Annotated in this window: 15 protein-coding genes; all 15 read right to left on the reverse strand. The window is 43.2% G+C overall.

From position 1 onward, the window contains the following. A partial coding sequence (locus tag E7204_RS08325) for a magnesium chelatase domain-containing protein (protein WP_295183500.1) occupies positions 1-652 on the reverse strand: 652 nt, incomplete at its 3' end. Positions 653-820: 168 nt separating this feature from the next. Further along, positions 821-1,177: a YraN family protein gene (locus E7204_RS08330; protein ID WP_295183502.1), complete on the reverse strand. Its 357-nt coding sequence runs from the start codon at positions 1,175-1,177 to the stop codon at positions 821-823. 318 nt (positions 1,178-1,495) lie between these two features. Then, a complete protein-coding gene (locus tag E7204_RS08335) occupies positions 1,496-2,305 on the reverse strand; it encodes a ribonuclease HII (protein ID WP_295183505.1) in 810 nt (269 codons plus the stop codon). Then, the gene (gene ylqF, locus E7204_RS08340) at positions 2,292-3,212 is read right to left on the reverse strand and encodes a ribosome biogenesis GTPase YlqF (protein WP_295183508.1); all 921 of its coding nucleotides are present in this window, start codon (positions 3,210-3,212) and stop codon (positions 2,292-2,294) included. Before ylqF ends, E7204_RS08335 begins: the two co-directional genes overlap by 14 nt. 330 nt (positions 3,213-3,542) lie before the next feature. Then, the gene (gene rplS, locus E7204_RS08345; RefSeq protein WP_295183511.1) at positions 3,543-3,884 is read right to left on the reverse strand and encodes a 50S ribosomal protein L19; all 342 of its coding nucleotides are present in this window, start codon (positions 3,882-3,884) and stop codon (positions 3,543-3,545) included. Between the two features lie 186 nt (positions 3,885-4,070). Continuing rightward, positions 4,071-5,474, reverse strand: a complete 1,404-nt coding sequence (locus E7204_RS08350; protein ID WP_295183515.1) for a DASS family sodium-coupled anion symporter — start codon at positions 5,472-5,474, stop codon at positions 4,071-4,073. A gap of 111 nt (positions 5,475-5,585) precedes the next feature. Beyond that, entirely contained in the window at positions 5,586-7,637 is a 2,052-nt protein-coding gene (glyS, locus tag E7204_RS08355; protein WP_295183518.1) for a glycine--tRNA ligase subunit beta, read from the reverse strand. Between the two features lies 1 nt (position 7,638). After that, the gene (gene glyQ / locus E7204_RS08360; protein WP_021841067.1) at positions 7,639-8,514 is read right to left on the reverse strand and encodes a glycine--tRNA ligase subunit alpha; all 876 of its coding nucleotides are present in this window, start codon (positions 8,512-8,514) and stop codon (positions 7,639-7,641) included. A gap of 159 nt (positions 8,515-8,673) precedes the next feature. Next, complete coding sequence (locus E7204_RS08365; protein ID WP_295183521.1) at positions 8,674-9,390, reverse strand: DNA repair protein RecO C-terminal domain-containing protein; 717 nt, start codon at positions 9,388-9,390, stop codon at positions 8,674-8,676. A gap of 6 nt (positions 9,391-9,396) precedes the next feature. Further along, entirely contained in the window at positions 9,397-10,761 is a 1,365-nt protein-coding gene (locus E7204_RS08370; RefSeq protein WP_295183524.1) for a hemolysin family protein, read from the reverse strand. Positions 10,762-10,767: 6 nt separating this feature from the next. After that, on the reverse strand, positions 10,768-11,664 hold the full coding sequence (gene era / locus E7204_RS08375; protein ID WP_127058490.1) for a GTPase Era: 897 nt from the start codon (positions 11,662-11,664) through the stop codon (positions 10,768-10,770). Continuing rightward, positions 11,657-12,151 carry an rRNA maturation RNase YbeY gene (gene ybeY, locus E7204_RS08380; RefSeq protein WP_295183536.1) on the reverse strand — a complete coding sequence of 165 codons (495 nt, stop codon included), beginning with the start codon at positions 12,149-12,151 and terminating at the stop codon, positions 11,657-11,659. The genes era and ybeY overlap by 8 nt, the downstream gene beginning before the upstream one ends. Before the next feature lie 5 nt (positions 12,152-12,156). Further along, a complete protein-coding gene (locus E7204_RS08385; RefSeq protein ID WP_295183527.1) occupies positions 12,157-13,275 on the reverse strand; it encodes a PhoH family protein in 1,119 nt (372 codons plus the stop codon). Between the two features lie 95 nt (positions 13,276-13,370). After that, the gene (locus tag E7204_RS08390) at positions 13,371-14,333 is read right to left on the reverse strand and encodes a TIGR01212 family radical SAM protein (protein WP_295183530.1); all 963 of its coding nucleotides are present in this window, start codon (positions 14,331-14,333) and stop codon (positions 13,371-13,373) included. Continuing rightward, the coding region (locus E7204_RS08395; RefSeq protein ID WP_295183533.1) for a radical SAM protein at positions 14,326-15,929 on the reverse strand (1,604 nt) is incomplete at its 5' end. The genes E7204_RS08390 and E7204_RS08395, both read right to left, overlap by 8 nt.

Below are 15,929 nucleotides of genomic sequence, written 5' to 3' on the forward strand. Positions count from 1 at the left end.
CACCGGCGGCTGCTATTTCCAGGGCTTTCTTTGCTATAATCTGGCCTTTTACCTCTGAAAAATCAGAAAGTCGCTGACGCAACTGAGTACCTTGGGTGGCGGGCTTGGCCATAATCTCCGGAATTTTCCCAAGGACCATAGCCACCAAATCTTTAAGACTCGATGCTACCACTACATCACCACCGAAACCATGCTTCATTTCGGTACCATTATCCGGCGCCGTATATAGTTTTTGTATATTTTGTTCTCTCGCACCAAGAGCCAATGCCAAAGCACCGGTCGTCCCTTTTAAATGCCCTTCTAACGATAATTCCCCAATAAATATCGCATTTTCAGCCAAATCCTCTCTTTTGGCGGTATTAAGCGGAATTGCCTCCGAAGCCAATAGGACGCCCATAGCGATGGCTAAATCGAGGCCTGAGCCGTCTTTACGAATATCCGCCGGCGCTAAATTAATGACAATCCGTTTCATGGGAAATTCGAAACCTGCATTGCGAATCGCCGCACGAACCCGTTCTTTGGCCTCTCTTACGGCGGCCGTAGGCAAACCTACTATTTCAAAGCAAGGCAGCCCCCTCGCTATATCAACTTCAACGGTCACCACTTTAGCAACCAGACCATATAGAACTATTCCTTTAGTTTTTGCATACATACGCCAACATCCCCTATAAACACCGACATTCCCTATAAATCCCCCGATTATTCCCTATAAATCCCCCGATTATTCCCTATAAATACCCCGATTATTCCCTATAAATACCCAATTATTCCCTATAAATTCTTTGGTTATTCCCATTGATTCAGTAAATAAGTCTCTTATTCAACAAAAGCAGCCTTTTAAATGGCGGATTTGGAATTGATCATTATGAAATACATAGACTTCAATAACATCAAAACGAACCGGTATATCCCCACTACTGTACTGCTCTAAATAGAGTTCGGTACTGCGACGAATATGATTTTGCTTTAATTGTGTAACGGCCTCGCAGGGAAGGCCGAACTTCTTACTGCGCCGCGTTTTTACTTCTATGACTATCAAAATTCCCTCTTTTTTGGCAATAATGTCTAACTCACCGTAACGAGTCCGCACATTACGGGCCACTAATTCATATTCATTAGAGCATAAATATTCACATGCTTTTAATTCACCATACTGTCCCAATTCTCTGTTAGTCAAAAATAACAGCCTCCCCATATATATAAAGCAATGTCCATATGCTGCTGTTTATGGATTCGCTTTGCTCAAAGCATCAATAGTATCTGCTTATTACCTTATCAGTTATTGAAAGAACTGTAAATCCTTGTACTTCAAACACCTCATAGGAATCGGGTTTTCACAACAGCATAGCTCTTGACAAAAATACAGTTAATCGTTCTAATAAAACAGGAATATTTATGCATTTTCGAATAGTAATCATTCATCTATAACACAACTAAAGTTATACATAGAGAATGCAAAAAACCGGCCATAGGACCGGTTTTCCAAAATAGGATTCTATTTACTTTTTGACGGATATTCAAAGCCCACCATGCTTTTAATGGGTTCAAAGCTTTTGCGGTGCAGCGGTGTTATCCCCTGCAATTCCAAGGCTTCTTTATGGAGCGGCGTAAAATACCCCTTATGGATGGCAAAACCATAGCCCGGATATTCATCCTCCAAGGATTCCATATAACGATCGCGCGTTACTTTCGCCACAATTGAGGCGGCCGCAATGGAAGCACTTTTAGAATCGCCCTTAACGAGTGATTCTACCGGCACAGCCAGGTCCGGCAAAGGCATAGCATCAACCAGTACGGCTTTCGCCGGTACCTTTAAGGTATTAATTGCTTCATACATAGCCATCTGCGTAGCCCGATAAATATTGAGCTCATCAATTTTTTCAGGACCGTAGGAAATGCAACTAACCGCTACGGCTTGGCGCATAATTTCATCATAAATAAGCTCCCGTTTATGCGGTGCAATTTTTTTAGAATCATTAAGGCCTTCGATTTGAGCATTTGGCGGCAAAATAACAGCCGCCACCGTAACCGGCCCCGCAATGGGACCGCGACCAACTTCATCAACGCCGGCCACTTCAAAAATACCTTCTTCATAGAAGCTGTTTTCATACGTATAAAGGGCATTCAAACGTTGAAATTCCGCTAATTGTTTCTTCTGGCGCATCACGTAAGCAGCGGCCAACTTACGAACCGAAGTTCGGGAATCTTCCTGAGCCCACAAGAGCACATCAAACTCAAATTGAGTGGTTTCCAAAAGGGTTTTAATTTCTTTTACCGTTAGGGCATCAAATTCATTCTTCGTCATGCTTAGTTTCGTCCTCTGCAGTTAACGGTTCTTCATTGACGCTATCCAATGTTAAATTACCAAGCTTCTGATTGCGATAATCGGTGAGCACAATGCGTCGTGCCTTGTCTAAATCGACGATACCGCCACTTACTAAACAACCACGACGACGGCCGATATTTTCTAATAATGTATCGGCATCGCCTAATTCTTCCGGCTTTAATTTATAGCGTTCCGCTAATAAACCGGGCTGCGCTTCATTAACTTGGTTAAGTAATTGTTTCATTACCGATTCAAGATCATACACATCATCTGAAATGGCGCCGGTCATAGCAAGACGAGCGGCGGCACGCTGGTCTTCCAGTTTAGGCCACAATACGCCCGGCGTATCGAGAAGTTCCAAATCCTTACCGATTTTAACCCATTGTTGACCTCTGGTATGCCCCGGCTTATCAGCGGTACGCGTAGCAGCGGCACCGGCCAATTTATTAATCAGCGTAGACTTCCCTACATTCGGGATACCAAGAATGATGGTACGCACGGAACGGCTGCGAATCCCTTTATTCTTCCATTTGTCGATAATCGGCTGGGCCAAACGTTCAACAGCTTTAACTAACTGTTTATTCCCCTTACCGGTTTTGGAATCAATCGCCAACACGGTAGCCCCTTGGCTTTCGAAATAAGCAACCCATTCCTTAGTCGCTTGCGGATTAGCCAAATCGGACTTATTCAACACGACGATATGCGGTTTTTGACCCACTACTTCACTGATTACGGGATTGGCACTACTGCGCGGAATACGAGCATCCAACAACTCGATGACAACGTCTACTTTTTTGACATATTCCTTTATCATGCGGGTAGCTTTCGCCATATGCCCCGGGAACCAATGTACGACCGGAAATATATCCTGCTTTGTATCTGCCATAGTATCGCCTCCTTTAAGCTTAATCGTTCATCTTTAACTGATTTTTATACGAGTATCTTTATGCCACTGTAAAAAATAATAAAAATATTCGCACCTTATATATTCCCTCAGATTATATATACTTACATATAATGTAGCACACATGTATAATAATCAAAATACTTTTAATTTATGCAATTCGTGTAATTTAATGAAGTGCTTAGTGATTGCTTACTAACTGTTTACTAACCGCTAACTAATTGTTCACTCATCACTCGCTAATTTTTCACTAACTATATTATAACATGCAAAAAATAAAGGGCTGCCAACGGCAACCCTTTATTTGTGAAATTAGCGTTTTTCGCGAATACGCGCAGCTTTACCAGTGAGACTACGTAAGTAGTACAACTTAGCACGACGAACAACACCACGACGCATAACTTCGATTTTAGCCAAACGTGGGCTGTGAAGTGGGAATGTACGTTCTACACCCACACCGGAAGCAATACGACGAACAGTGAATGTTTCACGAACGCTACCGCCCTGGCGGTTGATTACCAAACCTTCAAAGATCTGGATACGTTCACGAGTACCTTCGACAACTTTTACGTGTACACGAACGGTGTCGCCGGCGCGGAATGCAGGAATGTCTGCACGAAGCTGTTCTTGCTCAATTACGTTAATAATGTTCACTTTTTTTCCTCCTTATTGTAGACATTCTTACCCATACCTCATAGGCAGCGGACTATCTCAAAATAACAGTACTATAATATCACATACTAACTATATATAGCAAGTCTATTTTTGTAAAATTTTTACTACGGCCAACTATTTCCATCAGCCCTATATTTTCGCTACTTACGAATGACTTCAGCCTAATTAAAGTATACCGAATAGTTTCATACCCAATACACCGCCCCAGAAGTGAATTAAAAAACTCACAACCGAGATAGCCAAGCCAACGCGCCACCACGTACCTTGCGGTACATAACCGGCACCGAAGAAAATCGGCGTTACGCCGGAACTATAATGCGTTAACGTACAGCCCGGACTGTTCATCAACCCGAATAACAGAATGGTGAACGGTATCGGTGCCCCCATGGCGACCAAGATAGCCGCAAAAGCCGAGAACAAAGCGGTAATACGAGCGGTGCCGCTGGCAAAGAAATATTGGGAATACACAAAGGCCGCCGATACAAAGAAAGAGGCCCAGAACCAGTCATACCCTTTTAGGAAGTTACTTACGAAATCCGCAAAAACGGCAACAACACCTAACTTACCAAGGAGTCCGGCCATACCGACAAGGGTACCCATCCAGATGAGTATATCCCACGCGGTTTTTTCACCTAATATATCATCCCACGTTAATGAACCTGTAACAACACAGGCGAGCACGCCGATTAAAGCGACTGCCGTAGGATGCAATTTAGTCCAGATAGCCGTAGCCCATAAAATGATACAAGCCACAAAAATCAAAGCCACATAAATCTCACTTTTGGTGATAGGTCCTAACTTATCCAACTCTTTTTGCGCCATCGCCGGTGCTTCCGGTGTCTCCTTAATTTCCGGTGGATAGATTTTATAAATGAACCACGGCATTAAAATCATACAAATCACACCGGGAATCACGCCCGCTTGAAACCATTCCCACCAGGAAATATCATAACCGAACAATTTGGCCCCTAAGGAGGTAATCAATAAGTTACCGCTACAAGCAGTCAAAAAGATGGTAACGGTAATCGTATTAATGGTGTGAGCCGTAGTCATCAAAAAGGCACCGATTTTGCGGGACGAGCTGTCGTGTGGATTGGATCCGAAGGACAGTGAAACATTTTGCACAATCGGGAAAATAATCCCGCCCCCACGGGCTGTATTAGACGGCGTTGCCGGCGATATAATCAAATCTGCACAGGCTAACGCATAGGATAGCTTTAACGAACTGGTACCGAATAAGTGAATTAAGGTGTACGCAATTCGCTTACCAAGGCCGGAATTAATGATACCGCGGGAGAAAAACACAGCTGCCACGATGAGCCATACATTAGCTTCCGCATAACCACCCAAAGCCTGTACCATCGTGATAGATTTAGTCGCTACGGCAGCAACGACGCCGAAAATAGCCATAATGCCCGTAGGCCATGGGCGCAAAATAAAGCCTGCAATGGTGGCTATAAAAATAGCCAACAATTGCCAACCTTCCGGCTTAATGGCCTCGGTGTGAGGCAAAAACCAAATAACAAGGCCTACCAAAACGGTTAAGGCCGCTCGCGTAAAAGTATTCATATTAACATCCCCAAATCATATAAATCTGCTCTCTCTTTCAGATTTATTCTAAATTTTTTAAGTACTTATATTTTGTTTTGAAAGTGTTCAATTTGATATTGTAATTTAGTTTTATTTTAAAGTACTTACATCCCCGATAACCGCCATGGATTCATAGGCCAAACGCACTAATTGCAAACGATTAGCTTTAACTGCTTCATCGTCTACCATAACCATAACATCTTCAAAGAATTTGTTAATAGCCGGTACCAATGTTTCAGGAATGGCTACTACTTTATCATAATCCTTGTTTTCAAGGGCTGTTTGTGAATTTTCGTAAGCAAGAACCGCTTCTTTAAATAATGTTTTTTCAGCGTCATCACTAAATAACAATTCATCAACAGCGTTGTAAGTTTCATTTTTAACCAAGTTATACATACGAGTATAAGCTTGAACGAGTTCTACATTTTCATCAATGCGATGCGCCATGATAGCTTTAACAAAGCCGTCAGCTTGAGCTACCGTAACGGTCGGATTGGATAATACCAATTCGATAACATTGTGCGGCACTTCGTGATCAAGATAAATATTTTTCAAGCGAAGGGCAAAGAAGTTATTCAACTGTCCTACGATTTCATCATGTTTAGCTTCCGGAACGCCTAATAACGTTAAATCCTGACGCCATAGCGGTTCTAATGAAACATTCCAAGCACTGCTGCTTAAGATGTTCAACACACCGATAGTCTGACGACGAAGTGCATAAGGGTCTTGGGAACCTGTTGGAATTAAGCCGCGACTGAAAGTAGCCACGATATTGTCAACCTTGTCGATGATGCTAAGCACTTTACCGGCCGGAGTTTCAGGCAAAATATCGCCGGCAAAACGAGGCAAATATTGTTCAAAAATAGCTTCCGCTACTTCTGTAGATTCACCGTCGAGTAAAGCATATTCTTTACCGATAATGCCCTGTAATTCAGTGAATTCTGTTACCATACCGGTTGTTAAGTCCGTTTTTGCCAATACGGTAGCGCGTTCAAGTTCAACCATGGCGTCTTCCCCAAGGCCGCAAGCTTCGCCGAATTCAGCACCCAAAGCTAATAAACGTTCAGTTTTATCGGCTAAGTTACCGAGACCTTCTTGGAATACGATTTTCTTAAGCCCTTCAGAGCGATCGGCCAAGGCTTTTTTACGGTCTTCGTTGAAGAAGAATTTAGCATCGTCGAGACGAGCACGTAATACGCGTTCGTTACCCGCTGTTACTACATCGAGACTATGGCTGTCACCGTTGCGAACGGTAAGGAACATAGGTAATAATTTACCTTCTTTAGATACTAACGGGAAATAACGCTGATGATCTTTCATGGGCGTAATAACCGCAGCATCAGGCAATGCCAAGTAACTTTCATCGAAAGAACCGCAAAGAGCTGTCGGATATTCTACCAAGTATAAAACTTCTTCCAATAAATCGTCATCCCATACGATGGTAGCATTTTTAGAATCCGCCAAATCATGAAGTTGTTTACTAATCATGTCACGGCGTTTATCTTGATCCACAATAACAAAGTTATCTTCTAAGTTTTTGATATAATCAGCCGGATGCTGTACAAGCACACCACGTTCACCTAAGAAACGATGGCCACGGCTGAAGTTGGAGGAACGAACACCGGCAAATTCCACAGGAATTACAGCGGTGCCCAATAAAGCTAAAATCCAACGAACAGGACGGATGAATTTGTCATCCAAATCGCCCCAATGCATAGATTTAGGGAAACTTAAACCATGAATTAATTCAGGCAAGATTTGCGTGAAAATATCCATAGCTTTAACGCCGGCTGTTTTGGTTTCAGCGTAAATATAACCGTCTTCTACTACCAAATCAGCTACATCAAGACCTTTGCCACGGGCAAAACCGATAGCCGCTTTAGTCGGGTTGCCATCTGCGTCATAAGCAATAGAGGCGGAAGGCCCTTTATGGCGTTCGCTCAATTCTTCGGACATATCCGCTGCACCATCTACCATTAAGGTAATACGGCGTGGTGTGCCCATAGTGCGAATCGCTTCGTATTTTAAATGATGTTCCTGCAATTTAGTTTCCGTTAAGGATTTAAGCTGTGCTAAAATGCCGGGCATGGCGCCGGCAGGTATTTCCTCAGCACCAATTTCAAATAATACATCTTCAGCCATATTACTTATCTCCTTTCAAGAGTGGGAACCCTAATTCTTCACGTTTATCCAAGTAAGCCTGAGCGCAAATACGAGCGAGACTGCGTACGCGACCGATGAAGGCGGTACGTTCGCTGATACTGATGGCGCCACGGGAATCTAATAAGTTAAACGTGTGCGAGCATTTTAACACATAGTCGTAAGCCGGCAAAATATAGCCTTCTTCACAAATGCGTTTAGCTTCTTTTTCATACATTTCAAACAAAGTGAATAACATATCCGTATCGGCTAAATCGAAGCTGTAAGCAGATTGTTCTACTTCATTGAGATGCCAAATATCACCGTATGTTACATTTTCATTCCATTTCAAATCATACACGTTTTCTACGCCCTGAATGTACATAGCCAAACGTTCCAAACCATACGTAATTTCTACGGATACCGGTTTTACATCAATACTGCCCACTTGCTGGAAGTAAGTAAACTGCGTTACTTCCATGCCGTCGAGCCAAACTTCCCAACCGAGACCCCAAGCACCTAAGGTTGGCGATTCCCAGTTGTCTTCTACGAAGCGAATATCATGATCTTTTGCATGAATCCCCAAAGTTTCCAAGCTCTTTAAATACAATTCCTGAATATTTTCAGGCGATGGTTTAACGATAACCTGGAATTGATGATGTTGGAACAAACGGTTCGGATTGTCACCATAACGGCCATCCGCCGGACGACGGGATGGTTCCACATAGCAAACGGCCCAAGGTTCAGGTCCGATAGCGTGTAAAAAAGTCGCCGGGTTCATGGTACCGGCCCCTTTTTCCATATCATAAGGCTGTTGTAAAATACAGCCTTGCTCTGCCCAGAATTTTTGCAGATTTAAAATTATTTCTTGAAATGTCATGTTCGTTCCTCCTAACATGGTGGCCCTTTAGGACACTAACTTCTGTTACCATACCAATTCCCGTTTATATTGTCAACCAAAAACATATGTCCTCGGTCAAAAATTGCTTATATAGTAATAAATATATGCGTAACTTACTAACTATTATTAAAGCCATTGCTAATCAAAAGCTTTCGCCTTCATCTCGTGTAAGAATCGCAAAGAACTGAGTTCCTGCCCCAACTGAATCGTTGTATAGGCAAATAAGGCTCGTTCCAATTCACGCCACAAGGTGCGTGGCAATTGAACCGATGTAGTATCTTGCCAATCATAGAGCAAAATCTGCCCTATCGCTTCCTGCGCTGTTCGGGATAAGGTAAAACCCGTCGTTTCCGTGAATTCTTTGACAAACCGGGCTACCCCATCCGCCTGTTGATAGGCTTTAGCGGATGGCACAAAACCGGCCAAACTGAGCAATTGCCACCCCAGTAAGATAACGGCTAATGGCACCGGCTTCGTGCGAATTAACTCCGAAAAACGCACAACCAAGGTATAAAGATTTATATCTCGTTCTTCGGCAGCAAAGGCGGTGCTGATAAACTCCCCCGCAAAGGCAGCATAGCAAATGCTGTCTAAATCGGTTTCGATGGAGCGAACTAAATAACGACCGTCCAATTGCTGTAAATCGTAATACTCACCATTCGGTAATAAGGTAATATACACCTGACTGAAAGGCTGTAAATAACCGGCATTTTTAAGCGTCTGCCAACGCCGTTGCGGGATGGAGCAATGAAGAATACCACGTTGTTTTGTCAAAAACGTGACTACTGAATAGGTCTTGCGTTTACGGCGGTATAAGACCACCGCGTCACAATTTATCGTATTTTGACCTTTCATAGGGTATTACTCCTTTTCCTTATCCTGCTCCTTAGGCTCAGCGTCATTCTCTTCTTCAGCCGGTGGTACCGGTGCCGCCTTAAGACGTGCAATACGATACCCTTGCATTTCCGTAACGGTGAAAACATAACCGGAAAGTTCAACCGTATCGCCAACAACCGGCGTACGTTCCAGCATGCCGAAGATATAACCGCCGATAGTATCTTCTTCCGGTTCATCGAAGTCAACATGCATAGCATATTCCACTTCGTCCACCAGGACTTTACCGTCAAAGTCGAAGGTACCGTCATCATTGATGACTACAGCCGGTAAATCAGTTTCATGCTCATCTTTAATGTCACCAACGAGCTCTTCGATAATATCTTCGAGGCAAACAAGCCCCACCATGCCGCCGTATTCATCAACTACGACAGCCTGGTAAATTCGACGGGTACGCATATATTGTAAGAGTACGGAAAGCTTCATAACTTCCGGTACGGTCAAAATATCGCGACGAACTAAACGTAAATCTTTGCGAGCTTTTTCTTTTTGCTCCATTAAATCCTTGATATGAACCAGGCCGATTACATGGTCCTTATCTTCCATACAAAGGGGATAACGGGTATGACTTGTTTCAGAAATAATTTTCAACGTTTCTTCAAAATCATCTTCCACGTAGATGCAATCTACATCTTGACGAGGAATCATAACTTCACGAGCCATGCGCTCCACAAAGTCAAATACATTATCGATAAGCTCGCCCTCCACATGGTCAAGCTTACCTTCCGAATGAGAACGGTTAACCATCATACGAATTTCTTCTTCCGTATGTACCAAGTCGAGTTCGTTTTTATATAAAGTGCCGAAACTCTTTAAGAAGATAGCGCTCACTTTTTCCGCAATCCATACGAGCGGAGTAGCTATAAAGCCAACGCCCATAACAATCTTGGCAGTCCAACGGATATAGCGAATCGGGAAGGATAAGCCCAATGCTTTAGGAATAATTTCGCCAAAAGTCAGAATCGATAGTGCAATTAATGCTATCACGACAAAGTCTATGACACCGGCCAACCAGTCCGTTTCAACCTCGAACAATCGCTCCCAATCGGCGATAAAAGGCGCTATTAAGGCACTGCCTACCCCGGCAAGGAGAACGATAAAAAAGAGAATCAGAAATTGCGCCGTATTGATAAAACGTGCCGGCCGTTTATACAAATTTCGCAAATAGGCTTTGGCCACTTCACTTAAATCTTCAATATCGTCCAAATGCTCTTCACTGAGCCTTGCGAATGAAAATTTTGCCAAAACTAAAATATTAATCATTACAATACAAACTACGGCCAACCCTATCAATAATATGGCGGCCCCTAGGGGGGTATCTATACCAATCATTCCTTTCTATTCATAACCAAATTCAGACAACATGCCTGATTTGTTGCGCCAATCTTTTTTAACTTTTACCCATAAATCGAGATAAACTTTAGTGGCCAATAAGCGTTCTACATCAGTACGCGCTTCAGCCCCCAATTCACGCAACATATTTCCTTTTTTACCGATTATTATACCCTTTTGCGAGTCCCGTTCGCAATAGATAGTTGCACGAATGTAGGTAGTACCGTCGGGACGTTGTTTCATCTCATCCACATCAACGGCGATGGCGTGAGGAATTTCTTCCCTTGTTTTGAGTAATATCTTTTCACGCACAATATCGGCAATAATAAGACGTTCCGGCTGATCCGTAATCATATCTTCCGGGAAGTACTGCGGGCCTTCCGGCAATACTTTTTCCAACACGTCTAATACTTCATGAATATTGTCTTTTTCAAGGGCAGAAATAGGAATAATTCCTTCAAAAGGATATAAATTCTGATATTCTACGATGGTTTCCAAAATTTGTTCTTTGGACAAGGTGTCGATTTTGTTAATTACTAAAAATACCGGCACATCCACATTTTTAAGCTGTTCGATAATGAAGTTATCCCCGGGGCCGCGTTTTTCATTGCCCGCCACTAAGAATAATACTGCTTCGACTTCTTTTAACGAATCTACGGCAGCTTTTACCATGAATTCGCCCAATTTATGTTTCGGCTTATGAATCCCCGGCGTATCCATGAACACAATCTGCTTTTTCTCATCCATGTACACACAAACGATGCGATTGCGCGTGGTCTGCGCTTTATCGGAAACAATCACGATTTTATCGCCAATGAGCGCATTAATTAAGGTGGATTTGCCCACATTCGGACGCCCTACCACTGCTACAAAACCGGATTTAAAATGTTTATCTTTATTCATTATATGGTGCATCCTCCCGCACATAACCTAAATTGCCCAATACAAACTCTTCTTCGCGGCGCATTTCCGCTTTATCTTCATCCGTCATATGGTCATAACCTAAAATGTGTAAACAGCCGTGAACCGTTAAATACGCCAATTCTCGTTCAAAGGGATGACCGTATTCTTTAGCCTGCTCCGCTGTTCGTTCTAAGGAAATAATCAAATCGCCAATGAGATGAGTTTCTATTTCTACATCGATTTCATCGCCCTCATTCAACGCAAAGGACAACACATCGGTTGGTCTGTCGATACCGCGATACTCCTTATTGAGCTGATGAATCACTTCATTGTTACAGAGTAAAACACTGAGTTCTTCTTCATCGCTAAGGCCGTATACTTCACTTACTTCTGCGCAAACCTTTTCGATGATTTCTTCATTAGCTGCCGCCGTTTTGTCGCCTTCAACAGGCTCCATGCCTTCCGCATAACTGATTGTAACTATCATAGGTTTCACCGACCTTCCTCTTGTGTAGTATCCGCCTTTTGAACCGGTGTATCAAAGTCTTTAGCGATTACATCGGTTGAATCATTCTTTACCGGTTTATCCGACTTAGCTTGCTTATCCGTTTTATCGTTCTTTTGTTTACTAAGCGGTTTATTTAAATCACGACCGGTTCGTTTTACTTCATACCGTTCATAGGCGCGAATAATCTTACTTACCAAATCATGACGCACTACGTCTGCATCGGTAAAGTGAACCATAGAAATGCCGGCGAGACCTGTAAGTACATTTTCCGCCTCAATAAGACCTGACACCATGCGGCCCGGTAAGTCAATCTGGGTGCGGTCACCGTTGATAACCATTTTGGAGTTATTGCCAAGACGAGTTAAGAACATCTTCATCTGTTCCGGCGTCGTATTCTGTGCTTCGTCCAAAATAATAAAGGCATTTTCCAACGTACGCCCACGCATATAGGCGAGCGGCGCCACTTCGATGATACCGCGCAACATGAAACGGTCTACCTGTTCTAAGCCGAACATATCGTTTAACGCGTCATAGAGTGGTCTCAAATATGGATCCACCTTTTCTTTTAAATCGCCCGGCAAATAACCAAGCTTTTCACCGGCTTCAACGGCCGGACGAGTTAAGATAATACGCTCTACATCGCGATTTTTTAAGTAAAAAGCAGCCAGTGCTACGGCTAGGAACGTTTTACCCGTACCGGCCGGTCCGATACCGAACGTAATTGTATTGCGTCGAATACTGTCTACATACACCTTCTGACCTTCTGTCTTCGGCGTAATCATGCGGCCTTTCATGGTCACATTAATGGTATCTTCAAACATGGTATGTAATAAATCAGCCTTACCGGATTTAACCATGCGCACGGCCATACGAATCTGCTGTTCCGTAATGGCACTACTTTCTTTATAAAGGAAAACCAGTTCTTCCAGGACACGCCAAAATTGGTTGACAATTTCATCGTCCCCTTTGAGCTGCAACGTGTCGCCGCGACTCACCACCTGGCACGGCAATTCTTCCACAATAATTTTTAAATTTCGTTCTTGCATCCCCAAAATTGGGGCTGCCATTTCATAGCGGGGAAACGTAAATGTTCGTTCCGTCATACTCTTCTCCTTACTCCTTTTAACTGTAGTAAATAAAACTGTAGGATTTTATAAAAATGCCATTAATTGTATCTGCCAATATTCGTTATTCATTTTTACAAAAATTTACGTACTGCCGAGCCGTTTAAGTAGTTACATAAGTCCCCCTGTCGCACATCACGTTCATCCATACGTCGTTCTATTTCTTCTTGAATACGCCACCAGCCCATAGACCAATTCGTAAACAAGGTGTTTTCTTCCGGCGCCCGGCCAACCAAGCGCTGTAAAACTATATTTTTATCTAAATGTCGTAAAAAAGCAATAACACGCTCAATATATTCATCGGCACTGATTAATTCAAATTGTTTCGCTTCATACCACTTGGCCATTAAGGTATTCTTCACAATATAAAGAGCATGTAATTTAACCTGGTCTACACCGAGTGCCGTCAAAATCCGAGCCCCTTCAATCGTATCCGTCATGGTATCCCAGGGTAAATTAACAATCATATGGGCGCACACACTGAAGCCATAACGCTTAGTTCGCAGCACGGCATCAATAAACTCGGCCATACCATGCCCGCGATTAATTTTTTCAAGCGTATGGTAATTCACCGACTGCAAACCGTATTCCAAATAAATATCTACACCGTATGTTTCTTTAATATCCTGCAAAATTTCAAGATAAGTGTCATTAATACAGTCAGGGCGCGTCGCAATAGCAAGCCCCACCGTGCTGTCGATACAGCCTGCCTCCATATAGGCTCTGAATCGATCCGGTTCCAGATAGGTATTACTGAAATTTTGATAATATGGAATATACTTATAAGCCTTGTATTTAGGCGCTATATGGGCAATATTTTTCTCCAGTTGCTCCTGTACAGTCATAGATGCGGGTAAATTTTCGTAACCCGCGCCGATTTCACCGCAAAATACGCAGCCCCCCACACCGGCCGAACCGTCACGATTTGGGCAGGTTAAAGGCAAGGCTACCGGTAATTTATATACTTTTTCACCATATTTTTCTTTTAAAAAAGCCGATATGGCTCGATACCGTTTCGGTTTTGTCGTATCACTCATTAACTAATACCGCCTCCGGTCTTACAAACGGCGTTTGCCGCTGTTTTACATCTATAATCAATGTCACATTATTAACCCCTTTAGCTTTATAAGCAGCTTGTTCCGCTTCGGAAATGGCGCCTAATATAACAGCCGTAGGCAATGTGACTGTATGCTCACAATAATCTTGACGAATTCGTCGCCATTCTACAAAACGATAGGTTGGAATAAAGCGACGAACCAATTCTTCATCACGCCAGAAGGTCTCGCCGGCCTGTAACAATTCCTTAGTCTGTTTAGGTAGACCCAACTCATCGCCCCGCACTTTGCCGCCAAAGCTGACTAAACAATCGTATTCCAAAAGCTCTTTGCTGATGACGTCATTTTGTTTTTCAAAATAATCATGCAAAAACGCCATCTGATCGCGATCGTTTAGCTTACGCTGATGCAAATTCTGTGAAAGCCAGGCTTTCGTTAAGTTTTCAAAATAATGGAAAGCACTCTCACCGTTTTCAATCAAACGGCGGCCTAAATAGCCAAAGACGGTACGTAAGCGTTCACTGTTGTAAAAACGCTCAAACACATCTTCAAAATGCTTCAAAAAGCGTATTTCATCGTACGGCATCACATGGGAAGCCAATACTTCGTACGGTGCATGCGAATCGTACACATAATCGTATTCAGTGCTTCGCTCCAAACCGGACCCTTGCAACAATTTTAGAAAGCCGATTTGCAAGGCGTGAGGCGTCAAACTAAACACATCGTTAAAAGACTCACCAAAGCGCTCATAAGGCTCATGCGGTAAACCAACGATGAGGTCCATATGTACATGGGTTCGCCCACCTTCGATAACGGGACGGATAACCTCACAAATATGAGCCCAATTGTTATAGCGCTGAATGGCCTTAAGCGTTTCCGGATTTGTACTCTGAACGCCTACTTCAATCTGCATACGCCCTTTTGGTGCAGTTACGAGTAAGTCTACTTCCTCCTGTCCCATGAGAACGGGCTCCATTTCCAAGTGGAAATTAGTCTCCGTATCCGCATCATGAATCCACTGCATCAACGGCAAATGGTGATGTTTGGCACAGTTAAAGGTTCTATCTACAAATTTAACTTGTTTTACCTTGTGATCAATAAACCACTGTAATTCTTTAAATGTTCGTTCCTGTGGAAAAAAGCGCACTGTATTGGCATTGCCCGATAAACAGTACTGACAATGGAACGGACAGCCGCGGGACGATTCATAGTAAATAATCTTGTGCTCCAAGTCCACCATGTCCGATTCGTCATAGGGAAACGGAATAGTCCCTAAATCGGCCACTTCCGCCACGTCTTCAGAGCCTTTAATAGCACTTACTTCATCGCCGGTTACTGATGTAGTTCCGCTCTCTTGGCTTCGTTTGCCCGAAGAGTCATCGTCTCTATCGCGTCCCAATATACCGATTATGGCCGGCTCCAACGGTGATTCGCCGGCTTGTAATTTAGCCGTCAACTTTGCAAATGCTTCTTCCCCTTCACCTTGCACAATATAATCAATGTAAGGGTGTTTTTCTAAGATACGGCGAGCCGTATACGTTACTTCAGGGCCGCCCAACACAATTTTGACCTGCGGTC

The sequence above is a fragment of the Veillonella sp. genome (genome assembly GCF_015058545.1).
GTDB lineage: Bacteria > Bacillota > Negativicutes > Veillonellales > Veillonellaceae > Veillonella_A.